Below are 24,229 nucleotides of genomic sequence, written 5' to 3' on the forward strand. Positions count from 1 at the left end.
TACACGCAAATGAATTGAATTCATATAACCCCCTCGTGATGGTTATGCCGCTTCGCGCCAGGGGGTTTTCATTCGCTCAAATGCGAGGAGGCGTTACGTTGATCCGAATTATAGACAAGCTGTTCTTGTTTATTTACAGTATAGTCATCGGCGTTATATCCGTCTTTATTGCCTGTATCGGTTTTGAGTGGATACGGGAAGACGATCTGAATAATATGGTCAGCGAGCTTTACGGAACGAACTCATTCCTGATAACAACTACTGTAGTTGGTCTGGTTCTGCTCGTACTCAGCTTGCGCTTCTTTATTGTATCGCTGAAACGTTCTTCCTCTTCGGCACCGTCGATCGACCAGCGCACCGACTTTGGCGATATTCGTATCTCGATTGAGACGATTGAGAATCTGGCTCTTAAGGCTGCCGGTAAACAACGCGGCGTAAAGGATCTGAAAGCGCGGATTCAGGCTTCCGATTCGGGTCTCAACATTATTTTGCGTGCGGTAGTAGATGGGGAAAACTCCATTCCTAGTCTTACTGAGGAAATCCAGAAGGCCGTAAAGGATCATGTGGAGGAAATCGCCGGCATTCCGGTGACGAACGTAGCCGTCTATATTGCTAACGTCATTCAATCCGCACCGAATAAAAGTCGCGTCGAGTAAAGGGGAGAATGCCGATGTGGAGGGAGTACTGGGCAGTCTATGGGAAACGGACGGTCGGCGCTGCCGCCGGTCTGTTTTTTGGATTTGTGTACTTGTTTGCCGGTTTTTGGGACATGCTGTTTTTCATACTGCTCGTCTCGGTTGGTTATTGGATTGGCAAACAAAAGGACTTGCAGAACGGTTCTATCCTGCCTTGGCAGAGGCTTTGGTCATGGCTCATGGAAAGATATCGGCCGTTTAGATAATCCTGTGGTCTCCTCCGTACGCCGGAAGATGGATTGCCGCCAGTTCCGGGCAGGGAGGAGATCATAGGTTTTTTTATAAAAATAAGAGTAGATCGGCAGAGAGGCTGCCGAGGAGGAATTCATGAAACGTAGATTAGCACGCGAGATTGCAGTATCAAGCTTGTATCAATTGGAAATGAACGAAGTAACCCCCATGGAAGCCGTGGACATGCTTATGGAGGAAGCGCGTTCCGAGAACGAGATCGAAGCGGAATTCGTAGAGAATGATCAGACTGACAATTATGTCCGTGAGCTGGTTAACGGCGTTGCCGATAACAAAGCTGCGATCGACGAGATGCTTCAGCACTATTTGACGGGCTGGCAGGTTGACCGTTTGTCCCGCGTTGACCGTCAAATTTTGCGTCTTGCCTGCTTTGAGATTGCCTACCGCAACGATGTTCCGCCCAAAGCCGCAATCAACGAAGCGATCGAACTGGCCAAGCATTTCGGCACGGAGGAATCCGGCAAATTCGTAAATGGCGTGCTGGGCAAATTGCTTAAAGAACGCGAAGGCGAGACAGCTAATTCGGAATCGACTAATTAGATAAGCGGCCTGGCGGCCGTCTACATAGGGGAGAGATGATGATGAGCGCACAAATTATTGCAGGGAAAAAGATTTCGGATATGATCCGGGAAGAAATTCAGAAGGAAACGGCTGATCTGAGAGAGAAAGGCGTCGTACCTGGTCTTGCGGTTGTTCTCGTAGGCGAGGACCCGGCTTCGAAGGTCTATGTGGGCTCGAAAGAGAAAGCCTGTCAGCAGCTTGGCTTCCATTCCGAGGTTCACCGCTTGGAAGAGTCTGCTTCGGAAGAGCAATTGCTTGCGCTTATTAATCAATTGAATAACGATGACCAAATTAACGGTATTCTCGTACAGCTTCCATTGCCTAAACATATCAATGAAAAAGCGGTTATTGACGCCATTCGCGTCGAGAAGGACGTTGACGGCTTCCATCCTGAAAGCGTCGGCAATCTGGTAATTGGCGATGACAGCCTGCTGCCATGTACGCCTGCCGGCTGCATCGAACTGATCAAACGGAGCGGCGTGGATATTTCGGGTAAACACGCTGTCGTGATCGGCCGCAGCAACATTGTGGGCAAACCGGTAGCCATGCTGCTTCTCCGGGAAAACGCAACGGTAACGATCTGTCATTCCCGTACGGCCAACATGGAGGAAATCGCTAAACAAGCTGACATCCTCGTTGTAGCCATCGGCAAAGCGAAAGCTATTGACAGCAAATATGTTAAGCCGGGTGCTGTCGTTATCGACGTAGGCATTAATCGGCTGCCTGACGGCAAGCTTTGCGGGGACGTGGACTATGATGACTGTCTGGAAACGGCAGGCTTTATTACCCCGGTTCCGGGCGGAGTTGGCCCAATGACGATTACCATGCTTATGAGCAACACGATTACTGCTGCGAAGCGAGCACACAAAATCGGGGAGTGATTGATGTCCTATGGCAGATCAACCTCGCATTTATTCGATAAAAGATATTAACCGGTATATCCGGATGAAGCTCGAGTCGGATGCTTTACTTGGGGACGTATGGCTGAGAGGCGAGATTTCCAATTTTACTCACCACTCCAGCGGCCATATGTATTTTACGCTCAAGGACAAGGACAGCCGGCTAAAATGCATCATGTTTGCTTCACATAATCAGCGGCTGCCGTTTATCCCTCGTGAAGGTTCTAAAGTCATGGCGCGCGGGAATGTATCGGTCTACGAGCGTGACGGAAACTATCAGTTTTATGTGACGGCAATGCAGCCGGACGGGATTGGCAGCTTGTATCTAGCTTATGAACAGCTGAAATCAAAGCTGGAGACAGAAGGGTTGTTTGCCGAATCGCGCAAACGGCCCATTCCGCGTTTTCCCCGGGCAATAGGCGTAATCACTTCTCCTACCGGCGCGGCGGTCCGGGATATTATCATTACGCTGCAGCGCAGGCATCCTTCCGTTCCTATTTATGTGTTTCCGGTGCTGGTCCAAGGGACGCAGGCGGCACCTTCTATTGTAAAAGCGATTGAATCGATGAACCGTTTTGGCGAAGTCGACGTATTAATTGTAGGCAGGGGCGGAGGTTCTTTGGAAGAACTTTGGGCATTTAACGAAGAACCTGTCGCAAGAAGCATTGCCGCATCGCAAATTCCGGTCATTAGCGCGGTTGGCCACGAGACGGATTTTACGATAGCGGATTTTGTCGCCGATCTTCGGGCGGCAACGCCAACCGCGGCCGCGGAGCTTGCGGTGCCGCATGTAGCGGAGCTGCAGCAGCAGCTGGCAAGACAACGGCAACGGTTAGAGCAATCGCTCCGGATGATGGTTCAAGGCCGGAAGGAGCAGCTGCAGCGCGTTAGACGGTCGCCGTTTTTCGTGCATCCGCGCAAATATTTGCTGGATCAGGCACAGCGGCTGGACCGCTTGCAAGAACGCCTGCAACATCGGACTCTACGAGTAACCGAACGCGGGAAAGCAAAGCTTGAAAGACTTCAAAGTCAATTAGCCGGACATCATCCGGGAGAGCAAGCTGCTTTTGCGGCTAAGCGTCTGAAAGGTGATGTTAAGCGGCTTGAGCAGGCGATGGTATCCTCTCTGAAAGAGCGGCGTTTACAGCTCCACAGCGCAATTAGGCAGCTGGATGCGCTTAGTCCTCTCAAAGTAATGGCCAGAGGCTACAGCCTGGTCTACGACGAACAGGAAAAGCGACTGATTAAATCCATTGCAGATGTTCAGCCGGGTGATCTTGTAAGGGTGAAGGTAGCCGACGGACAGTTAGATTGTCATGTCTGGTCAATGAAAGGAGAAGATGGCGTTGAAAGCAGCGGAGAATAGTGAACTTAGTTTTGAGGAAGCAATGGAACAGCTGGAGAAAATCGTCGAACGCCTTGAAAACGGCGATGTACCGCTCGAAACGGCAATTGATCTGTTCCAGGAAGGCATGAAGCTGTCGCAGCTGTGCGGCGGCAAGCTGGAGCAGGTAGAGCGCAAGATTGAAGTGCTGATTGAAACAGAGCAAGGTTTTCAGAAGAAGGCATTCGCTCCAATGAACGAGGAAAAAGGGGAATAACGTTGATTACAGATATCAAGACCTACTTGCATGAATGTGCCGCGCTTGTTGAAAAGTCGCTTCCCGAAGCGCTGCCTGCCGAATGGAATATTCCGCTGCAGCTCAGGGAATCCATGCTGTATTCCCTGCAGGCCGGAGGAAAACGGTTGCGTCCGGCACTCGTTCTGGCTGCCGCGGAGGCCGTGCATGGCCAGGCAGCGGCTGCCCGCCATGCGCTTCCGGTTGCATGCGCAATTGAATATATTCACACTTACTCGTTGATCCATGACGACCTGCCGGCCATGGACAACGATGATTATCGCCGCGGGAAATTGACGAATCACAAGGTGTTCGGAGAGGCGATGGCAATTCTGGCGGGAGACGCCCTGCTGACGCACGCGTTTCACCTTATTCCGAAAGTAACTCGCCTTGGCGGAATCAGCGTCGAAGTAGCTCTTGATATCGTAGAAGACCTTGCCATGCTTGCGGGAGCAAGAGGCATGGTTGGCGGTCAGGCGGCCGATATGCAGGGAGAGCAGGGAATCACCTCGATAGAGGAGCTTGAATACATTCATCTTCACAAAACGAGCGATTTGATTGTTTTCTCGGTAACGGCGGGCGGCCGCATTGGGGGCGCAACGGCAGAGCAGCTTGAAGCGCTGCGCCATTACGGGCGCAATATCGGTCTTGCCTTCCAGATTCAAGACGATATTCTTGATCTGATTGGCGACGAGCAAAAGCTTGGCAAAAAAACAAACAGCGATGTTGAGCAGCAAAAGGTTACGTATCCTTATCTAATCGGGATCGAAGAGAGCAAAGCGCAAGTCAAACGGTTAACTCGCGAAGCGAAGGCTGCCATTCACGAAGCACAGCTGGATGCGCCTGATAAATTGCTGCTTATTGCCGATTACCTCGTACAGCGCGACTATTGATTAGGATCGTTCAACTGGGTACATTGGGAAATGTTCAGCAATTGTGCTATAATGATTGAAATATTTTGACGTTTATTGTGGAATGGGACCGTGTTCAAAATGTCGTATTCCAGAAAGCGAGGAAGTAACGTGCTGCTTGATCAAATTAACGGACCTCAAGACCTGAAAGATTTATCAGTAGGAGAGCTGGAGCGGTTAGCTGAGGAAATTCGCCAGTTTCTTATTGAGAAGCTTTCCGTTACAGGTGGTCATCTCGCACCTAACCTGGGGGTTGTGGAGCTGACTCTCGTCCTCCATTATCTATTTGACAGTCCGAAGGATAAGTTTCTATTTGACGTAGGACATCAATCGTATGTTCACAAAGTTTTGACCGGGCGTAAAGACCGGTTTGATACATTGCGTAAATATAAAGGGCTGTGCGGCTTTGTTAAACGCGCCGAAAGCGAGCATGACGTTTGGGAAGCCGGCCACAGCAGCACTTCTCTGTCGGCCGCGATGGGCATGGCTTTAGCCCGTGACCTGAAAGGCGAGAATAACCGGGTTGTTGCCGTCATCGGCGATGGCGCTCTGACAGGCGGCATGGCGCTTGAAGCGTTGAACCATATCGGGGACGAGAAGAGAAAACTGATTGTCGTTCTGAATGACAACGAAATGTCGATCGCGCCAAACGTTGGTGCCATGCATCATTATTTGAGCAAGATCCGTACTGACCGCCATTACCAGAAGGCGAAGGATGAGCTTCAGCATCTGCTGAACAAAATTCCGGCCATCGGCGGCAAGCTGGCGAAGACGGCCGAGCGTTTCAAGGACAGCTTGAAATATTTGCTTGTCAGCGGCATTTTGTTTGAACAGTTCGGCTTTACGTATCTTGGACCGGTAGACGGCCATGACATGGAGCAGATGCTTGAACTCTTCAAGCAGGCGGATTCCATCCCCGGGCCGGTTCTAGTACACGTTATAACGGTGAAAGGAAAAGGCTATTCTCCAGCCGAGGTAGATTCCTTCAAGTGGCATGGAATTTCACCTTACAAAATTGAATCGGGCCAAGTGGTAAAGGCGGTTGGTCCGCCAATGTACACGGAAGTATTCGGCAACGCCCTTATTGAGCTGGCTGAGAAGGATAAACGGATTGTTGCGGTAACTCCGGCAATGCCGGGCGGTTCCGGCTTGCTCCCGTTCGCTGAACGGTTCCCGAACCGCATGATCGACGTTGGCATTGCCGAGCAGCATGCCGCTACGATGTCGGCGGCTCTCGCCATGGAAGGCATGAAGCCGGTCTACGCCGTTTACTCGACATTCCTGCAGCGTGCCTACGACCAGGTCGTGCATGACATCTGCCGCCAGAACGCCAACGTGGTATTCGCGATTGACCGGGCGGGCTTTGTTGGTCCGGACGGCGAGACGCATCAAGGGGTGTACGATATTGCGTTCCTGCGCCACGTGCCTAACCTTGTCATTATGATGCCTAAAGACGAGAATGAGCTTCGCCGCATGATGAAGACGGCGATTGACTATAACGAAGGACCGATCGCGGTCCGTTATCCGCGCATTAACGGCCTCGGCGTGAAGATGGACGAAGTGATGCGTCCGCTTCCGATCGGGAAGTGGGAGACGCTTCGCGAAGGCGATTCCGCCGTTATCCTGGCGATGGGGCCAATGATTCAGGTAGCCGAAGAAGCTGCGGATCTTTTGAAGAGAGACGGCCTCAATGTTCAAATCGTTAATGCCAGATTCATTAAGCCGCTTGATGAAGAGATGCTGCTGTCGTTTGCTGCGGAAGGCAAACATATTCTTGTCATCGAAGAAAGCTCCGAGCTTGGCGGGTTCGGCAGTTCGGTAATGGAGTTTTACTCCCTCCGCGGAATTTATGGCATGCCGGTCCGCATTATGGGCGTTCCGGATATTTTCGTGGAACATGGTTCCATAAAGGAGCAGCGCGTGGAAGTTGGTTTAACGGGAGAACGGGCGGCGATGGAGATCAAAAACCTGCTGCCAAGCCTCCAAAAACGCGCAACCGGGCAGTAACGAAGGAGAATCATGACGACAATACCTAAGGAAAGAATAGATGTATTGCTTGTGGAACGCGGGTTCTACGAGAGCAGGGAAAAAGCGAAGGCGGCCGTCATGGCCGGTCTTGTGCTGGTGAATAACGAGCCGGTAGACAAAGGCGGCATGAAGGTCCCGCGGGAAGCCGAGATCAAAGTGAAAGGCGCTATCCACCCTTACGTCAGCCGCGGCGGGCTTAAGCTGGAAAAAGCGATCCGGTCCTTCGATATCGATCTGGCCGGGAGGGTTATGCTGGACATCGGCGCTTCAACCGGCGGTTTTACCGATTGTGCCTTGCAGCACGGCGCTTCGTTTGTTTATGCTATCGATGTTGGTTATAACCAGCTGGATTGGTCGCTCAGACAGGATGAACGGGTGCGCGTAATGGAGCGTACCAACTTCCGATATACGCAGCCGGCCGATCTGGAAGGTCCGCCGCCTACCTTTGCCTCGATTGACGTATCCTTTATATCGCTCAAGCTGATATTGCCGGCACTCAGCGGTCTGCTGGGCGTAGGCTCCGGAATCGTCGCCCTTATTAAGCCGCAATTCGAGGCAGGGCGGGAGAAGGTTGGCAAATCGGGCGTTGTCCGGGAGCCAAGCGTTCATAAGGAAGTGCTCGAGACGGTTCTGAAGGCTGCGTCAGAGCTTGGCTACAAGCTGCAAAATCTAACGTTCTCACCGATTACGGGCGGGGAGGGCAACATCGAGTTTCTCGCCTACTGGACTTGGGAGAATGAGCCGAACGGGTCATTCCCTGACGAAGAAGCCATCAAGGACGTTGTCCGTCAAGCTGGCGAGACCTTTACCGTAAAACAGAAACATTAACCGTAGCAGCCGTGTATTGCGCAATTGGCGTAATCGCCCGTATTGGAGCAACATGTAAAAAGGGAATGCTTCGGCCGTTTAGAAAGCGGCCAGCGTTCCCTTTTGTTTTCCCTCTTTACAAACATGTGTTCGATTTGCTAAACTGAAATCAACCAAACATGCGTTCGTCCATTTGTTTGTAAGAGGAAAATGCTCCCTTCATCACGAACCAATTAAGATAGGTTCTAATGGAATGGAGGGCTGTGTATGGAAATGTACGGTGACTGGTTTATTATGCTGGTCGCTGGCGCGTTTTTGTTATTCTGGGCGTACCGGGGATTCTATCGCTGGCTTCACCAGCCCGCGAGCGTCAATCGATTGACGCTTGGCAAAGGCGGTGAACTTGCTAAAGATGACGAGAACATTCAATTCCTGAAACGTTCGGGATATGATGTTATTTCCGGTAAGCACAGGGTTCCGATCGGAATCGAATTGGACGGACAATCACTTAACAGCCGATTGTACATTGATTATATTGCCGAGCAAGATGGCAAAATGTATATTGTAAAAACTGCCCGAGAACGTATGCCGATGGATTGGACAGGCAGCGGTGTTCGAGACCGTCTGCTTGTATATTCCCTCCTGTTGCCTGAATGCGCGGGAGTATTGTTTGTAGACGTGAAGGAGCAGATCATTCGGCGAATTATTTTTGACATAAGCGATTAGCTTGTTTGGGGAGGAAAGTTATGAAGGGCATCAGACAATACAAAATCAAGGAATTAGTTACGAAAAATACAATCGAAACGCAAGAGGAACTGGTGGACGCCCTTAGAGATGCGGGACTCCAGGTTACTCAAGCTACCGTATCCAGAGATATGAAAGAGCTTATGCTCATTAAAGTACCCGCAGGCGATGGGCGTTATAAATATTCGCTGCCACAGGATCAGCAGCGTCAGAATCCCATTAATAAGCTGAAGCGGGCGCTTATCGATCATTTTACCCATATCGACTTTACCGAGAATCTGGTGGTCATGAAATGCTTGCCTGGCACAGCCAATGCGATTGGCGCGCTGATCGACAACATGGAATGGCCTGAGGTCATGGGGACGATATGCGGCGATGATACGATCCTAATCATTTGCAGAACGAAGGAGAAGAGCGGCGAGCTTGTCGAGAAGCTGCTCGACCTTCTGAATTAAACATTGTTGGAGGTCATTGGCCATGCTGCGCGAGCTATCCATTCGGAATTTAGCCGTTATTGAGGAAGTAAACGTTTCGTTTCATCATGGATTTCATGTATTAACAGGCGAGACAGGTGCGGGGAAATCCATTCTTATTGACGCACTTAGCTTAATTGTTGGTGGACGGGGCTCCGCAGATATGGTCAGGTATGGCTGTGATAAAGCCGAGATGGAGGCAATGTTCGATTTGCCGTCCCAGCATCCGGTATGGGCCGTAATGGAGCGGCTTGGCGTACAGGCAGCAAGAGAAGAGATGCTTGTTATCAGACGCGAGCTGACTTCTCATGGCAAGAGCAGCAGTCGTGTTAACGGGCAGCTTGTCACGATGACGATGCTGAGGGAGATCGGCGAGTGCCTTGTTAATATACATGGTCAGCATGAGCATCAATCGCTCTTGAGAACCGAACAGCATCTTGAATGGCTGGACTTGTTTGCCGGCGATCTACTGATTGAGCGAAAGACCGCTTATCGGGCCGTGTATCAGCAGCTTCAGCAAGCGCGTGCATCCCTTCGCGAGCTTGAAGAGACAACCCGCCATAATGTTCAGATGCTGGATTTGTACCGATACCAGATCGAAGAGATCTCAAATGCCAATCTGAAAGACGGCGAAGATGAGCAGTTGATGGAGGAGCGCCGCAAGCTGCAATATGCAGGCAAACGGATGGACTCCGTATCCGAAGCCTATGCCTTACTGTACAACGGCAAAGGGCTTGACGCTATCACTAAAGCGATCAGCAAGCTGACCGATATCCAGACTTATGATCCTGCAGTTCTGACGCCTATGCTGGAACAGCTTCAGTCTGCTTTTTATCAAGCCGAAGATGCGGTATTCCAACTTCGCGATTACCGGGACAGCATTGATTCTGATCCTGAGCAGCTGTCCATTATTGAAGACAGGCTGGATCTGATCAACGGACTGAAACGCAAATACGGAGAGTCGATTCCGGATATTCTTCAATATTTGGAGCGCATTACGGAAGAGCGTGACAAGATTGAGAACCGCGACGAGTATCTGGAAAAGCTGCGAAAAGATGAACTGCGGCTGTATTTGCAGGCACATGAATTGGCACAGGAATTGTCCGAGCTTCGCTCCCATGCATCTGAACGTCTCGCAGCCGCAATCGAGCTTGAGCTTAAGCAGCTTCAAATGGGCAATACGATCTTCCGGGTTCAGCTAGACCATCCGACAGCGTCTGAAACATCCGAGATGGCGGCTCTTAACGCTAACGGTATCGATGAAGTCATCTTTATGTTGTCGACGAATCCGGGCGAACCGCTTAAACCGCTCAATAAAATTGCTTCCGGCGGTGAGATGTCCCGAATTATGCTTGCGCTTAAGGCGATTTTTGCCGAGATTGACCAAGTGCCTGTTCTGGTCTTTGATGAAGTGGATACCGGCGTCAGCGGCAGAGCGGCACAAGCTATTGCGGAGAAAATGTCGCAGCTGTCAGCGAAATGCCAGATCTTCTCCATTACGCATCTGCCTCAAGTTGCTTGCATGGCGGATCACCATTACGAAATTAAGAAGCATATTATTGAACAACGTACTTCCACAAATGTCACAAAGCTGGTGGAGCATTCGCGAATTGAAGAGCTCGCCCGCATGCTGGGCGGCGTTGAAGTAACGGAAAAAACCCGTCATCATGCTCAAGAAATGCTTGTTTTGGCGGATCGGCAGAAGGGAGCCTAAAGGAAGGTATTCAGGGAATGTTTTTGTGGTCATAAAACAAACAGTGCGGGGTAACTTAAAGGTACGCCAATGGCGAAACGACCTTACTCGTCATGCGATGGAATAACAGGGAGCGTGAAATCATTGAACTCCAGCCCAAGGAAGAAATGGTTTGGCCTAGTTCTCGTTATCTGCGTCTGCATGATCGGACTCTCCGCGCCGTTTCAACATTTTGCCGCATTCCCGAATGAACTTCGTTTATTCTCCGGCCAACTGAAACGATTACAATATGGAGTACCCGTACATGCAGAAGTTACCGTGGATCCACGAATGCTTCAAATCAATGGCTCAACCCGTCAGTCATTATCAGTCAATTTGAATGACCCGATTTCGTTACAGCCGCATCAGAGCGGCCAGACGAGCATGAAAGTGAAATTATTTGGTAAAATTCCTTTCAAGACCGTTAAAGTTAATGTCGTGCCTGATTTAAGGGTCATCCCAGGCGGTCAGACAATTGGCGTGAAAGTGAAATCGGCCGGTATTCTTGTTGTGGGCCATCATCAGGTTCGCGCAAGTAACGGAACAAAGGAGTCGCCTGGTGAAAAAGCAGGTCTTCGTTTAGGCGATCTTATTATCAGGATCGATGGGCACAATATTAATGAAGTCAGCAAGGTGGCCAATCTGGTGGAGCAAGCAGGCAGGGAGCAGCGTCCGCTTGCAATAACTTACAAACGTAATGGTACCATCGGAGAAACAAAGCTGTACCCGGTCCGCGATGCGGAAGAGCGCAATTGGAAGCTTGGTCTTTATATTCGTGATTCAGCGGCCGGTGTTGGTACATTAACGTTTTATGCTCCTGATCAAGGTGTTTACGGTGCTCTTGGGCATGTCATTACCGATATGGATACCCAGACGCCGATCGAAGTTGGCGAAGGGCAGATCTTGCAGTCCAGCGTGACGTCCATTAACAAGAGCCAAACGGGAGAGCCGGGTGAGAAACGTGCCCATTTTGTCAAAGAAGGCAAGATTTTAGGCAATATCGAACGAAATACGCCATTCGGTATTTTTGGCAAAATGGGCGAAAACCCGAATCATAGCTTTAGCGATAAAACGATTCCTGTGACGTTCGCCGAAGATGTTAAAGAAGGTCCGGCTCAAATTTTGACTGTTGTTAACGGACAAAAGGTCGAGCGGTTTGATATCGAGATCGCTCATGTTACGAAACAGCCTGCCCCAGCAACCAAAGGTATGGTAATCAAGATTACCGATAAACGCCTTCTCGATAAAACGGGCGGGATTGTTCAAGGGATGTCGGGCTCGCCGATTATCCAGAACGGGAAGCTGGTAGGAGCCGTTACACATGTCTTTGTTAACGATCCTGCTTCGGGCTACGGATGCTTTATCGAATGGATGCTGCAGGATGCAGGCATCTTGATGAGAGAGAAATCGACGCAAGGTACAGCTGCATAAACCAATAAAATAACCGCTGATTGGGCTTGTTAAACCCTTCAGCGGTTTCTTCATGAATACGTCTAGAATTGGTTGGATTTGTCGAAAATTTACGAACGGCATCATAAAATGTAATAAATTATTAATTATAACGAAAAAGATTAAAAAATCAAAGGAAAAAAATTTTCGACAGAAGGAATTTAAACTGGCATGTCGAAAACTTTATTCCAAGACAACTAGGGAAAGGTAATCGCGCAGTGAATACCATTTAAGGGAGGACCAGACCTTGCACAAGATCGAAGTATTGCTGGCAGATGACAATCGTGAATTCACCAATTTATTATCCGAATACATATCGGAACAAAATGATATGAACGTAAGCGGAGTGGCTTATAACGGTGAAGAGGTATTGACTTATTTCGAAGAAGGCAGAAAAGTACCCGATGTTCTAATCCTTGATATTATAATGCCTCACCTGGACGGTTTAGGTGTATTGGAACGCATTAAGGAATTAAATATCACGCCTATGCCTAAAATCATCATGCTGACCGCTTTCGGTCAAGAGAATATCACTCAAAAAGCCGTTCAGCTTGGCGCATCTTATTATATTTTGAAACCGTTCGATATGGAGATCCTCGCAAATCGGATTCGTCAATTGGTGGGCAATTCCACGTTTTCTTCCTCGGCATCGTTTAGCAGCTCTGCCGCAACAACGACGGTCAAATCGAATGTCGTGCCACTTGCCAAAGGCAAGAACCTCGACGCCAACATTACGAGCATCATTCATGAAATTGGGGTTCCGGCCCATATCAAAGGTTATCAGTACTTGCGCGAAGCGATTACGATGGTGTACAACAACATCGAAATTCTCGGAGCCATTACGAAGACTTTGTATCCGGCAATCGCCGAAAAATTCAAAACAACGCCATCCCGCGTTGAACGCGCTATCCGTCACGCAATCGAGGTTGCATGGACGCGCGGCAATATCGACAGCATCTCCCACCTGTTCGGCTATACGATCAACATCAGCAAATCCAAGCCGACCAACTCCGAATTCATTGCGATGGTAGCTGATAAGCTCCGGATCGAGCACAAAGTAAGCTAAAGAATAAAACCGCTATTTATTATTGGTTCCACCCAATATGAAGGCGGTTTTTCTTTTCAGGCCAAAAAAGAAAACCCCGCAATACTCAAGGAGTACAGCGGGGTTTTTCTATGTTCTTTAAGCTTGCGGTTTTGGAGGTCTAGGTCGTTTCGGACGGAATCTTGGGGCTACGTAATTGCGTTTACGGTCGCGGAAGAAGATCCATCCGCCAATAAAACCGACGCCGATTGCAAAGAGAACCAGTCCAAACAAGAAGCTGAGCCAGGCAAAATCCGGATGAATGGCATCGTTCCCAAAATCGGAAAAGTAATTGAATAAGGCGTTTTTCATCTTGAGAAAACCGATACAGGCCGCAATACCGGGAATGACGAGAAGCAAAACGGCAACTAGACGAGCAGCAACTAATCTCATATGTACGATGTTCTCCTTGTATCCGTTATTAAACATTCCTTCCTATGATACCTTTTTCCGAAGGCAGTGTCTATTTCGGAAATTTAACGATGTAAATCGATTTGAAAAAAGGTACAATAGGACGAGTGGTAATCGGATGCTTGCGATGCAAGAACGGTCACGAATCACCTGCACATAATGGGCTAACTAGGCAACAATTTTTAGCGAACGCGCTTTCGAAGTATGCATCATCACGATGACCACAGTACGGCCATTGTGGGGGATAATTCATTTCAGGAGGGAATACATAATGACGATCCAAGTGGATGTAGCTGTGCTTGGCGGCGGCCCGGGCGGATATACAGCAGCGATTAGAGCTGCTCAGCTGGGCAAAAGCGTAGCTATCGTGGAGCTCGATAAGTTGGGCGGCACTTGCTTACATAGAGGATGTATACCAAGCAAATCGCTGCTTCGCAGCGCTGAGGTTTATGCGACTTTGCTTGAAGCGGACAAATACGGAGTTTCGGTTACTGAGGGTGCTCTGTCACTGGATTTCAATAAAGTTCAGGACCGTAAGGAAAAGACGGTTGAACAATTGCATCGCGGCCTTAAAGGCTTGATGAAGAAGTATGATATTCAGATTATTAACGGTAAAGGCCGCATTATCGGCCCGTCCATTTTTTCGCCGCGCAGCGGTTCATTAGCGGTTGAAATGGCTGATGGAGAAATGGAATCGGTTGTTTCGACGAACCTGATTATCGCAACGGGCTCGCGCCCTCGTCATCTGCCGGGGCTAAAACCGGACGGCGTGCATATCTTGTCCAGCGACGATGCTCTTCAGCTCGAGAAGCTTCCCGAATCAATGTTAATCGTTGGCGGCGGCGTTATCGGGGTGGAATGGGCCTCGATGCTGCAGGATTTTGGCGTGCAGATAACCTTGGTGGAGGTTGGAGCAAGACTTCTTCCGGGCGAAGATGTGGAAGTGTCGGCAGAGCTGACAAGACTGCTTCGCCGCCGCGGAGTGCGGGTTCTCACAAATGTACAGCTCAAAACCGATGAGCTCTCGATAAACGGAGATGAAGTATCCATTACAGCGGAAACTTCCGAAGGAAATATTATGCTTACAGCAAGCAAGCTGCTCCTGTCTGTCGGCCGTCAGGCGAACATTGAAAACATCGGTCTTGAGAATACGGATATTCAAACCAAAAATGGCGTCATCTATGTCAATGAATTCGGGCAAACAACCGAGCCGCATATTTATGCGATTGGCGATGTAATTGGCGGGGTACAGCTTGCGCATGCGGCATCTCATGAGGGCGTTGCGGCAGCCGAGCATATTGCGGGACATAAGAAAGCGTCGGTTGATCCCAATCTTATCCCGCGCTGCATCTATTCCCGCCCGGAAGTGGCTTCTTACGGTTTGACCGAAGACGGCGCCCGGACGAAAGGGCATGATATTAAGACCGGTAAAATTCCGTTCGCCGCAATTGGCAAAGCTCTTGTGCTTGGCGAAGCAGACGGGTTTGTGAAGGTGATTGCAGACCGTAAGACCAATGATATTATTGGGGTCCATATGATTGGTCCGCATGCAACGGATCTGATTTCGGAGGCCTCGCTTGCCGGACTGCTTAATGCAACGCCTTGGGAAGTCGGTCAGCTTATTCACCCGCATCCAACCTTATCCGAAGCTCTTGGGGAAGCTATGCTTGCCATTGACGGCAAATCGCTCGCTCTCTAGCGAAGGATTTTCTTTTTCGACCGAATGCGGTTATAATAGGTAATATCAAGTCTTAGTACCTGGTTTTAAAATCAGGTTAAAGGAGGCACAACCTCATGAGTCAATCAACCGAACAAACCTTTCGTCATAACGAATTAGGCTTAACTAACGAACAGGCTCTTGAAATGTACGCAATGATGGTGCTCGCCCGTAAATTCGACGAGCGCAACTTGCTGCTGCAAAGAGCGGGTAAAATTAATTTCCACGTCTCCGGCATCGGCCAAGAGGTTGCACAAGTGGCAGCTGCTTTTGCGCTCGACCGGGAGAATGATTATTTCCTGCCTTATTATCGCGATTATGGATTTGTCCTTGCCGTCGGCATGACGGTAAAAGAATTAATGCTGTCTGTTTTCGCGAAAGCAGAAGACCCGAATAGCGGAGGCCGTCAGATGCCTGGCCACTTCGGAAGCAAGCGACTTCGGATCGTGACCGGCTCCAGCCCGGTTACGACGCAGGTGCCGCATGCGGTTGGTATTGCTTTGGCCGCAAAAATGAAAAACAAACCGATCGTCAGCTTTGTAACCTTCGGGGAAGGCTCGAGCAACCAGGGCGATTTCCATGAAGGCTGTAACTTTGCCGGAGTACATAAACTTCCGGTCATCCTGATGTGCGAAAATAACCAATACGCGATCTCGGTACCGGTGCACAAGCAGCTTGGCGGACGAGTGGCCGACCGTGCCCTTGGCTACGGTTTCCCGGGCTTCCAGGTTGACGGCAATGATGCGCTTGAAGTATTCCGGGTAGTGAAGGAAGCTCGTGAGCGTGCGATTGCCGGTGAAGGCCCGACACTGATCGAAGCGATGATGTACCGCTTGTCCCCGCATTCTACTTCCGATAACGATCTTGCGTACCGCACGAAGGAAGAAGTAGACCAGAACCGCGCGAAGGACGGCATCCCGAAATATAAAAGTTATCTTGAAGAATGCGGCCTTTGGAATGAAGAGCTTGAAGCTGAGCTTCAAGCGCGTACCCGCAAGATGATCGATGAAGCAACGGAATACGGCGACAACGCGCCATTCCCGGCACCAGAATCCGTACTGTTGCACGTATACGCGGAGGAGGGACGCTAAGATGGCAAAAATGGATTATATCGATGCGATTCGTTTGGCAATGAAAGAAGAGATGGAGCGCGACGAAGACGTATTCGTGCTTGGGGAAGACGTTGGCGTAAAGGGCGGCGTATTCACAACAACCAAAGGGCTGCTTGAGCAATTCGGCGAGATGCGTGCGCTTGATACGCCGCTTGCCGAGTCCGCTATTGCTGGGGTTGCGATTGGCGCAGCTATGTACGGCATGAAGCCGATTGCGGAAATGCAATATTCGGACTTCATGTTCCCGGCGACTAATCAAATTATTAGCGAAGCGGCAAAAATCCGTTACCGCTCCAATAACGACTGGAGTTGTCCGCTTGTAATCCGTGCGCCAATCGGCGGCGGTATTTTTGGCGGCTTGTATCACTCGCAATGCCCGGAGTCTGTATTTTTCGGAACGCCCGGCATCAAGATTGTAGCGCCCTATACCGCTTATGATGCAAAAGGTCTATTAAAAGCAGCAGTCCGGGATCCCGATCCGGTTATTTTCTTCGAAAATAAAAAATGCTACAAGCTTATTAACGGCGATGTTCCAGAGGATGATTATGTTGTTGAGCTCGGGAAAGCCAACGTTCTGCGCGAAGGCGACGACATCACCGTTATCGGTTACAGCATGCCTCTAATGTTTGTTGAGCAGGCAGCTGCAGAGCTTGCGCAAGAAGGCATCAGCACTCATATTCTTGACCTTAGAACGCTGCAGCCGCTCGACAAGGAAGCCATTCTCGCGGCAGTCCGCAAGACGGGCAAAGTATTGATTATTCATGAAGACAACAAGACTGGCGGCGTAGGTGCGGAAGTATCGGCTATTATTGCGGAAGAGCTGCTGTATGAGCTGGATGCTCCTATCCAAAGACTTTGTGGTCCGGATGTGCCGGCTATGCCGATTAACCCGCCGGGCGAGAAGTTTTTCTTGCTCAATAAAGACAAAGTAAAAGAAGCAATGCGCAATTTGGCGCTATACTAAGCGACAAGTACGTGTCAGGTAGGGAGATGGATAATTAATGAAATCGGTAAAGGAGATCGTTATTCCTCAGTTGGCGGAATCGCTGGTCTCGGCGACTATTGACAAATGGCTGAAGCAGCCGGGAGACCGGATTGAGATGTATGAACCGATCTGTGAGCTTATCACGGATAAAGTAAGCGCGGAGCTGCCCTCCACAATTGCCGGCACGCTGATTGAGATTCTGGTCGGCAATGGCGAGACGGTACCGGTCGGGACTCCGGTATGCCGCGTTGAGACGGAAGTTGCTTCATCGGCAACGGAAGCTTCGGGGGCATCGGAAGCAACAAAAGCTGCCGTAAACGCGGAATCGGCCGATGAAGACGACAATTCGATGCGCAACCGCTTCTCGCCGGCTGTTCAGCAGCTTGCGGCTGAGCATGGCGTCCGTCTGGCTGATGTGCCGGGTACTGGACTTGGCGGAAGAATTACGCGGAAGGATATTCTGGCTTACGTGGCTTCCGGTGTGGGACAAGCGCCTGCGCCTGCTGCGGCCAAGCCGGTCACACCTCCGCCAAGCACAACCGTAACGGAAGTTCGTTCGTCCGGCTTGCATTTAACGGAGACGCCTCGTACGCCAACCGTACCTAGTCAAAGCGCCTCGATTCAGGGCCGTGGAGAAGATTTCATCGACGTATCGCCGATCCGGAGCGCAATCGCCCGCAATACAATGCTAAGCGTCAATGAAATTCCGCATGGCTGGATGATGATTGAGATCGACGTTACCAATCTGGTTCAGCTTCGCAACAAGGTGAAGGATGAATTCATGAAGCGCGAAGGCATTAATCTGACGTATCTGGCCTTTGTTCTGAAGGCTGTCGTTAATGCTTTGAAGGATTTCCCGATCATGAACTCCATGTGGGCTGTCGACAAAATCATTGTGAAGCGGGATATCAATATCTCCCTTGCAGTCGGAACCGAAGAGTCCGTCGCGACACCTGTTATCAAAAACGCCGACCACAAGACAATAGCCGGCCTTGCGCGGGAAATCGATGATCTGGCACGCCGCGGACGCGAAGGCAAGCTGACGCTCAGCGATATGCAGGGCGGTACCTTTACCGTCAACAATACAGGCTCCTTTGGTTCGATTATTACGAACCCGATTATTAACTATCCGCAGGCAGCTATTCTGACCTTTGAATCGATCGTGAAGCGTCCTGTCGTGATCAACGACATGATTGCAATCCGTTCCATGGCGAATATGTGCTTGTCGCTTGACCACCGCGTACTGGACGGCGTTATCTGCGGCCGCTTCCTGCAGCGCGTGAAAGACAATCTTGAAAGCTTTAACGTAGACACGAAATTGTACTAGAAGAAACGGGGTAATCCAGCATGACTGACACGGCATCTAAACACGTGGAGCGGCAAATGGAAGCCCGATATATACCGATGATCGGTTATGCGGAAGCTTGGGAAATGCAGAAATCGATCGTGCGGCAGATCAGCCAGGAGGAGCGTCAGGAAACGCTTCTCCTTCTTCAGCATCCGCCTACTTATACGCTGGGCACGGACCGTCATCACGAGCATCTGCTGCTTAGCGAGGATGAGCTGAACGAGCGCGGAATATCGGTCTTCGAAATCGACCGCGGCGGGGACATTACTTATCATGGGCCGGGACAATTAGTCGGTTATCCGATGCTGTTCCTGCCGATGGAGGGATTGGATCTGCATGCGTACCTGCGCAATGTAGAGCAGGCTATAATAAATTGGCTGGCCGAATATGGTATAGAAGCGGGGAGAAAGCCGGAATATACTGGGGTATGGGTCGGCAATGAGAAAATCGCCGCAATCGGCGTGAAATTCAATCGCGCCCGCGATCGCGGCGGTTTTGTAACAAGCCATGGCTTTGCCTTGAATATTGAGGCGGGAATAGGCAACGAGGGCTTTAGCGGCATTATTCCATGCGGCATTCAGGAGTATGGGGTAACATCCTTTAACGACTTGTCCGGCGTTACCCTGTCCGTAGAAGAGGCAGCGCGGCAGCTGCTGCCGCATTTCTGCCGTGTATTCGGATTTTCGACTCCCGCTCTGCTAGAGCAGCGAGCTGAGTGAAGCAACAAGCGTCGTAATGACAAGGGCGGTAACAACAAGAATAGCAACTAGACGAATAAGCTTTTGCATCTTCAAGGGTAAAAACTCCTTTCTTTTAAAAAACAAGCTCCCGTCTATTGTAATCGAAAACAGAGAGCGGAGGAAATAGTTATGGTGAATCAGGAACGGATCGTCAGCGAGTTCATCGAACTCGTCAAGGTAGACAGCGAGACAAGATTCGAGCAGGAAATCAGCAAAGTGCTGAAAGCAAAGTTTTCGGAGCTGGGTCTTTCGATTGAGGAAGATGACGCGATGGAAAAAACGGGGCATGGCGCAAACAATTTGTTCGCTTTGTTGGAAGGTACAGGAGAAGCAGGCGCGCCTACGATTTTGTTCACTTCCCATATGGATACCGTAGCGCCCGGAAACGGCATCAAGCCGCAAATTGACAGTGACGGTTACATACGAAGCGATGGCACAACGATACTCGGCAGCGACGATAAAGCTGGGCTGGCCGCCATGCTGGAAGCGATCCGCGTGCTCAAGGAAAACAACATTCCTCATGGACCGATCCAATTTGTCATTACAGTCGGAGAGGAATCCGGTCTTCTTGGCGCACGGAATATGGATGCCTCCAAGCTGAAAGCATCGTTTGGTTATGCGATTGATTCCAACGGTTCGATTGGGGATATGGCCGTCGCAGCGCCTACCCAAGCGAAAGTCATCATGAAGCTGCATGGCAAGTCGGCGCATGCCGGCGTAAATCCGGAAGATGGCATCAGCGCGATCCAAGTAGCCGCAAAAGCAATCTCCCGTATGCCGCTTGGTCGTATCGACAAAGAGACAACGGCTAATATCGGCAGCTTTGAGGGCGGCGGCGCAACCAATGTCGTCTGCGATTTCGTGAAGCTGGTAGCGGAAGCACGCAGTATCGTGCAGGAGAAGCTGGACCGTCAGGTGGACGCCATGCGCGAGGCGCTGGAGAGTGCGGCGGAGGAGTTTGGTGCAAGAGCGGAATTTGAAAGCCAGTTAATCTACCCGGCTTATGTCCATGACGATAACTCGCCGGTTGTCCAGCTGGCCAAGTCGGCAGCAACGGCAATTGGACTTACGCCGCGCACGTTCCATTCCGGGGGCGGCAGCGACGCGAATATTTTCAATGGTCTCGGCGTGCCTACGGTCAATCTGGCCGTTGGTTACGAGCATATCCATACAACGAAGGAACAGATCAAGGTCGTTGACCTTGTGAAAATTACGGAGTTCATTATCGAGATCATCAAACAAGCCTCGAAAGCTTAAACATCCGAGAACAAACGGCTTGTCCAAGGCAGGATAAGCCGTTTATTTCGTTTTTTGCGGGGAGAGCAGCTTTTGAAGCGGGATATCCATTCGGGAGAGCTTGCGGAGTTGAGTTTGAATTTCCCAGGCTTTGCCGACGAGTCTCAGTTCATTATGCGTTAGATATTGTTTCATCTTTCACACGCTCCTTTGTGGATGTCTTATATGCAATGGATATGTAAAAAGAGGACAAGTTATTCCGTATTTCATCATTCGAAGAACAGGGGAGAATCAGTATGAGTCAGAACAACGAGCTATGGCGGGAAGAAACAATCAGCACACAACCTATTTTCGAGGGGAAAATGATTACGCTCCAGGTGGATACCGTTGCGATGCCGGATGGCCGCACAGCTACGCGCGAGATTGTGAAGCATCCGGGCGCTGCTGCCGTTATGGCACTGCTTGACGGAAAGCTGCTTGTTGTCGAACAGTTCCGTAAGCCGCTGGAGAAGTTCCAGATTGAAATTCCCGCCGGTAAGCTGGATGCCGGAGAAGATCCGATGGAAGCCGCGGCACGCGAGCTGGAAGAAGAGACCGGCTATAAGTCCGACAGCCTGAAGCTTGTCAGCGGCTTTTTTACCTCGCCCGGCTTTGCCGACGAGAAGCTGTACCTGTATTTCGCGGAAAAGGTAACGGCAGGCACGCAGCATACGGATGAAGATGAGTATCTGCGGGTAGAAGCGATAACGCTAGAGCAGGCGGAGGCTTATATCGCGGAAGGCCGAATCAGCGACGCAAAGACGATTCTGGCCGTGTACGCGTGGAAGCTTTATCAGTTGACGGGGAAGATCTAAAACTTGTCCCGAGCGCTCTCTTGGACGTCATACGGTGAATAAAGGGAACATACACTTTATCATCAGGACAAGAAGGGAGAGTGTTCCATGCGTTCGCCAGCTTTTCAAGACGCGGTAAAAAACCAGCTGACCTTGTATGTTTTCGTTGCCGTATTGTTTGTCGTAGGAGCCATATTCGGCGGGCTGATGGTCAACGCTTTGACACTGGAGCAGCAGCAGGATTTGGCGGCGGATGTGAATCAATATATCAGGCTGGTGAATGACGGCGTAACGCCCGATGCGGCGCAGTCGTTCTGGGACAGCTTTTTCTTTCATGGCAAATGGCTGTTTTTGTTATGGTTTCTAGGCATATCGGTAGTGGGGATTCCGTTTGTTCTGGCGCTGGATTTTCTGAAAGGGGCGCTGGTCGGCTTTGCGGTTGGGTCCTTAATCTCCCAGCATGCATGGAAAGGCGTATTGTTCTCGCTGGCCTCCGTTGCTCCGCCGAATCTGATCGTAGTGCCGGCTATTATGATAACTAGCGTTGCAGCCATTACCTTTTCGACCTATGTCATCAAAAATCGCCTGCTTCAGCAAAAAGGAACATTGGCTCCCCAAATCGCGACGTTTACGTCGACGGCACTGCTTATGCTGCTGCTTTTGGCCGGAGCATCTTTGCTGGAAGCGTATCTGTCGCCTTACTTCATGCAGTGGGCGGCTCCTTATCTGACAGGGGCTGCAACAGGCGTCTAACGGCAAAATGTTTGACTTTAGGAATGGTTAACCCCTATAATGAAAGCAAACGTTTCCTGATGTTGGCGCAGACATGTGGTAGGGGGGAAATCATGGAAGCCCGGATTGAGAAGATAAAACAACAGTTGCAGTCGCAGGGCTACAAATTAACCCCGCAGCGTGAAGCAACCGTTCGTGTATTGCTTGAGAATGAAGAGGATCACTTAAGCGCCGAGGATGTATTCATGCTCGTAAAGGACAAGGCCCCGGAAATCGGACTCGCTACGGTATACCGTACGCTCGAATTGCTGAGCGAAATGCATGTAGTCGAGAAACTTAACTTTGGTGACGGCGTTGCCCGCTATGATCTTCGTACGGATAGCAGCAAGCACCATCATCATCATCTAATTTGCGTACAGTGCGGCGCAATGGACGAGATTAAGGAAGATTGGCTTCTTCCGCTGGAGGAACGGCTGGAGCAAGAATACGGCTTTACCGTTATCGACCATCGTCTCGACTTCCAAGGCGTATGTCACCGTTGCAACGCGAATAATGACAAATCAAATGAATAAACGGCTTTGCTGCCCAGCGTAACTGGACGGCAAAGCCGTTTTGGCGTTTCTTGGACGATCTGATTGTACCGTTAAATGCGATCCAGCTGCAGGAGGCCTGCACCACGCTCGTTCTCGCTCTCGGAAAGCAGCGGAAGCGCCCAGCTCTTAAGCTGCTCCGTGGCCTTGGTTGGGCTAAGTCCCGTCTGTCTGGATAACAGTAGAGCAACTCCGCCCGCAGCATGCGGGGAGGACATGCTGGTGCCGGATAGCGTCATATATCCGCCATTTAGCCATGTGGACTTTATCTGCTCACCGGGTGCGGCAAGATCGATCCCCGAGCCTCGGCTGCTAAAGCCGGTAACTTTATCCGACATATCGGTTGCGGCAATAGCCATCACTTCGGGAAAAGATGCCGGTGCGTCAATCTTGCCGTTATCCTCCGTACCGGAGTTGCCTGCAGAAGCGACGATAACAATTCCCTGATTATAGGCTTTTGCGATAACCTCTCTGAGCGCGCGGCTGACGGAAGAACCAACAAGGCCAAAGCTCATATTGATGACATCCATCTTATTGCGGATACACCAGTCTACGCCGGCAATGATGCTGGAGACGTACCCGCCGCCCCGGCTGTCCAAGGCTTTAACGGCATACAGCTCGACATCGGGGGCTACCCCCTTAATTCCGTCCAAGCCTTTGGCTGCGGTTATTCCCGCGACATGGGTGCCATGGCCGTTGTCATCCGCGTAGCTTCCGCCCCGAATCGTGTTAACTCCTCCTGCAATCTGCAGATTAGGATGCGCTGCAATTCCCGTATCGATAATAGCGACCTTTATCTTCCCGCCGGTTATCCGCGGCCATGCTTCATGGGCCTTTATGCGGCATATATTCCATGTCAGCTCAGGCGGGCATGCCGCCGCCGTTGCATGGACCGTTTTGCTTCTCGCCGATGCCTTATGCTTTCTGAAGAGATGCACCCGGATCCGGACATCGCTCTCGACCCTTTTTACTTCCGGGTGTCTTGCAATGGATTTCCAAGGGCGGCGCTTGTCGAAATGACAGCCGATCGTTCGGAGGGCCGGCATCCGTTTGTATGGCTTTAACCCTTTAATACGGAGCTTTTTGAGATATTTTTTATATGATCGACCCGTTTTAAAGGTAATTAGTTTACGGAAGGTATTTCTGGATGGGACACGCTTTGAGCTTGTGAACAGCAGCTTTTCCAGCTTTGGCATATGCATTCTCCTATTCGTTCTATATAAAGATCGACAAAGCCAATGAAAATGTGCTTGTTCAGTGTATGGAGAGCCAGC

At 50.4% G+C, this 24,229-nt stretch carries 26 protein-coding genes; 23 read left to right on the plus strand and 3 right to left on the minus strand.

Going from position 1 to position 24,229, the window contains the following annotated elements; translation table 11 throughout:
- The first annotated feature begins 98 nt into the window (after window positions 1-98).
- From amaP to spo0A, 14 genes are all read left to right on the plus strand, one after another.
- On the plus strand, window positions 99-656 hold the full coding sequence (gene amaP / locus WFJ73_RS03805) for an alkaline shock response membrane anchor protein AmaP (RefSeq protein WP_336771772.1): 558 nt from the start codon (window positions 99-101) through the stop codon (window positions 654-656).
- 14 nt (window positions 657-670) lie between these two features.
- The gene (locus tag WFJ73_RS03810; protein WP_015843906.1) at window positions 671-901 is read left to right on the plus strand and encodes a DUF2273 domain-containing protein; all 231 of its coding nucleotides are present in this window, start codon (window positions 671-673) and stop codon (window positions 899-901) included.
- 121 nt (window positions 902-1,022) lie between these two features.
- Window positions 1,023-1,484, plus strand: a complete 462-nt coding sequence (nusB, locus tag WFJ73_RS03815; protein ID WP_336771773.1) for a transcription antitermination factor NusB — start codon at window positions 1,023-1,025, stop codon at window positions 1,482-1,484.
- A 41-nt stretch (window positions 1,485-1,525) separates the two neighbouring features.
- Window positions 1,526-2,386 (plus strand): bifunctional methylenetetrahydrofolate dehydrogenase/methenyltetrahydrofolate cyclohydrolase FolD, encoded by an 861-nt coding sequence (folD, locus tag WFJ73_RS03820; protein WP_336771774.1) that lies wholly within the window; start codon window positions 1,526-1,528, stop codon window positions 2,384-2,386.
- 10 nt (window positions 2,387-2,396) lie between these two features.
- The gene (gene xseA / locus WFJ73_RS03825) at window positions 2,397-3,770 is read left to right on the plus strand and encodes an exodeoxyribonuclease VII large subunit (protein ID WP_336771775.1); all 1,374 of its coding nucleotides are present in this window, start codon (window positions 2,397-2,399) and stop codon (window positions 3,768-3,770) included.
- A complete protein-coding gene (xseB, locus tag WFJ73_RS03830) occupies window positions 3,745-4,005 on the plus strand; it encodes an exodeoxyribonuclease VII small subunit (RefSeq protein ID WP_127494349.1) in 261 nt (86 codons plus the stop codon). The genes xseA and xseB overlap by 26 nt, the downstream gene beginning before the upstream one ends.
- Before the next feature lie 2 nt (window positions 4,006-4,007).
- Window positions 4,008-4,916 carry a polyprenyl synthetase family protein gene (locus tag WFJ73_RS03835; protein WP_336771776.1) on the plus strand — a complete coding sequence of 303 codons (909 nt, stop codon included), beginning with the start codon at window positions 4,008-4,010 and terminating at the stop codon, window positions 4,914-4,916.
- A 129-nt stretch (window positions 4,917-5,045) separates the two neighbouring features.
- Entirely contained in the window at window positions 5,046-6,941 is a 1,896-nt protein-coding gene (dxs, locus tag WFJ73_RS03840) for a 1-deoxy-D-xylulose-5-phosphate synthase (RefSeq protein ID WP_201003646.1), read from the plus strand.
- 12 nt (window positions 6,942-6,953) lie between these two features.
- Window positions 6,954-7,790 carry a TlyA family RNA methyltransferase gene (locus tag WFJ73_RS03845; protein ID WP_336771777.1) on the plus strand — a complete coding sequence of 279 codons (837 nt, stop codon included), beginning with the start codon at window positions 6,954-6,956 and terminating at the stop codon, window positions 7,788-7,790.
- 246 nt (window positions 7,791-8,036) lie between these two features.
- A complete protein-coding gene (locus WFJ73_RS03850; protein WP_336771778.1) occupies window positions 8,037-8,495 on the plus strand; it encodes a hypothetical protein in 459 nt (152 codons plus the stop codon).
- Between the two features lie 20 nt (window positions 8,496-8,515).
- Entirely contained in the window at window positions 8,516-8,968 is a 453-nt protein-coding gene (gene ahrC / locus WFJ73_RS03855; RefSeq protein ID WP_336771779.1) for a transcriptional regulator AhrC/ArgR, read from the plus strand.
- Between the two features lie 22 nt (window positions 8,969-8,990).
- Entirely contained in the window at window positions 8,991-10,700 is a 1,710-nt protein-coding gene (recN, locus tag WFJ73_RS03860; RefSeq protein ID WP_336771780.1) for a DNA repair protein RecN, read from the plus strand.
- 123 nt (window positions 10,701-10,823) lie between these two features.
- Window positions 10,824-12,149: a SpoIVB peptidase gene (gene spoIVB / locus WFJ73_RS03865; protein ID WP_336772124.1), complete on the plus strand. Its 1,326-nt coding sequence runs from the start codon at window positions 10,824-10,826 to the stop codon at window positions 12,147-12,149.
- Window positions 12,150-12,414: 265 nt separating this feature from the next.
- Entirely contained in the window at window positions 12,415-13,233 is an 819-nt protein-coding gene (gene spo0A / locus WFJ73_RS03870) for a sporulation transcription factor Spo0A (RefSeq protein ID WP_336771781.1), read from the plus strand.
- Window positions 13,234-13,350: 117 nt separating this feature from the next.
- On the opposite strand, the gene WFJ73_RS03875 is transcribed toward spo0A, so the two are convergent.
- A complete protein-coding gene (locus WFJ73_RS03875; protein ID WP_336771782.1) occupies window positions 13,351-13,644 on the minus strand; it encodes a DUF2627 domain-containing protein in 294 nt (97 codons plus the stop codon).
- 289 nt (window positions 13,645-13,933) lie between these two features.
- Between WFJ73_RS03875 and lpdA the strand changes: the two genes are divergently transcribed.
- The 6 genes from lpdA to WFJ73_RS03905 all read left to right on the plus strand — a co-directional run bounded on the left by lpdA (window position 13,934) and on the right by WFJ73_RS03905 (window position 20,821).
- Complete coding sequence (lpdA, locus tag WFJ73_RS03880; protein WP_336771783.1) at window positions 13,934-15,361, plus strand: dihydrolipoyl dehydrogenase; 1,428 nt, start codon at window positions 13,934-13,936, stop codon at window positions 15,359-15,361.
- Between the two features lie 95 nt (window positions 15,362-15,456).
- Entirely contained in the window at window positions 15,457-16,470 is a 1,014-nt protein-coding gene (locus WFJ73_RS03885; RefSeq protein WP_336771784.1) for a thiamine pyrophosphate-dependent dehydrogenase E1 component subunit alpha, read from the plus strand.
- Between the two features lies 1 nt (window position 16,471).
- A complete protein-coding gene (locus WFJ73_RS03890; RefSeq protein WP_336771785.1) occupies window positions 16,472-17,455 on the plus strand; it encodes an alpha-ketoacid dehydrogenase subunit beta in 984 nt (327 codons plus the stop codon).
- A 37-nt stretch (window positions 17,456-17,492) separates the two neighbouring features.
- Window positions 17,493-18,803 (plus strand): dihydrolipoamide acetyltransferase family protein, encoded by a 1,311-nt coding sequence (locus WFJ73_RS03895; protein WP_336771786.1) that lies wholly within the window; start codon window positions 17,493-17,495, stop codon window positions 18,801-18,803.
- A gap of 20 nt (window positions 18,804-18,823) precedes the next feature.
- Entirely contained in the window at window positions 18,824-19,543 is a 720-nt protein-coding gene (gene lipB / locus WFJ73_RS03900; RefSeq protein WP_336771787.1) for a lipoyl(octanoyl) transferase LipB, read from the plus strand.
- A 150-nt stretch (window positions 19,544-19,693) separates the two neighbouring features.
- A complete protein-coding gene (locus WFJ73_RS03905; protein WP_336771788.1) occupies window positions 19,694-20,821 on the plus strand; it encodes a M20/M25/M40 family metallo-hydrolase in 1,128 nt (375 codons plus the stop codon).
- Between the two features lie 42 nt (window positions 20,822-20,863).
- Here WFJ73_RS03905 and mciZ read toward each other — a convergent pair whose 3' ends face one another.
- Window positions 20,864-20,995, minus strand: coding sequence for a Z-ring formation inhibitor MciZ (gene mciZ / locus WFJ73_RS03910; protein WP_336771789.1), 132 nt, complete (start codon window positions 20,993-20,995; stop codon window positions 20,864-20,866).
- A gap of 101 nt (window positions 20,996-21,096) precedes the next feature.
- On the opposite strand from mciZ, the gene WFJ73_RS03915 reads away from it, so the two are divergent.
- The 3 genes from WFJ73_RS03915 (at window position 21,097) to fur (ending at window position 22,937) form a co-directional block, all read left to right on the plus strand.
- Window positions 21,097-21,654 carry an NUDIX hydrolase gene (locus tag WFJ73_RS03915; protein ID WP_336771790.1) on the plus strand — a complete coding sequence of 186 codons (558 nt, stop codon included), beginning with the start codon at window positions 21,097-21,099 and terminating at the stop codon, window positions 21,652-21,654.
- Between the two features lie 87 nt (window positions 21,655-21,741).
- A complete protein-coding gene (spoIIM, locus tag WFJ73_RS03920) occupies window positions 21,742-22,386 on the plus strand; it encodes a stage II sporulation protein M (protein ID WP_336771791.1) in 645 nt (214 codons plus the stop codon).
- A gap of 92 nt (window positions 22,387-22,478) precedes the next feature.
- The gene (gene fur / locus WFJ73_RS03925; protein WP_015843928.1) at window positions 22,479-22,937 is read left to right on the plus strand and encodes a ferric iron uptake transcriptional regulator; all 459 of its coding nucleotides are present in this window, start codon (window positions 22,479-22,481) and stop codon (window positions 22,935-22,937) included.
- A gap of 71 nt (window positions 22,938-23,008) precedes the next feature.
- On the opposite strand, the gene WFJ73_RS03930 is transcribed toward fur, so the two are convergent.
- Window positions 23,009-24,151 carry a S8 family peptidase gene (locus tag WFJ73_RS03930; RefSeq protein ID WP_336771792.1) on the minus strand — a complete coding sequence of 381 codons (1,143 nt, stop codon included), beginning with the start codon at window positions 24,149-24,151 and terminating at the stop codon, window positions 23,009-23,011.
- Window positions 24,152-24,229: the final 78 nt, after the last annotated feature.

This window comes from Paenibacillus sp. MMO-58, assembly GCF_037146255.1.
Classification (GTDB): domain Bacteria; phylum Bacillota; class Bacilli; order Paenibacillales; family Paenibacillaceae; genus Pristimantibacillus.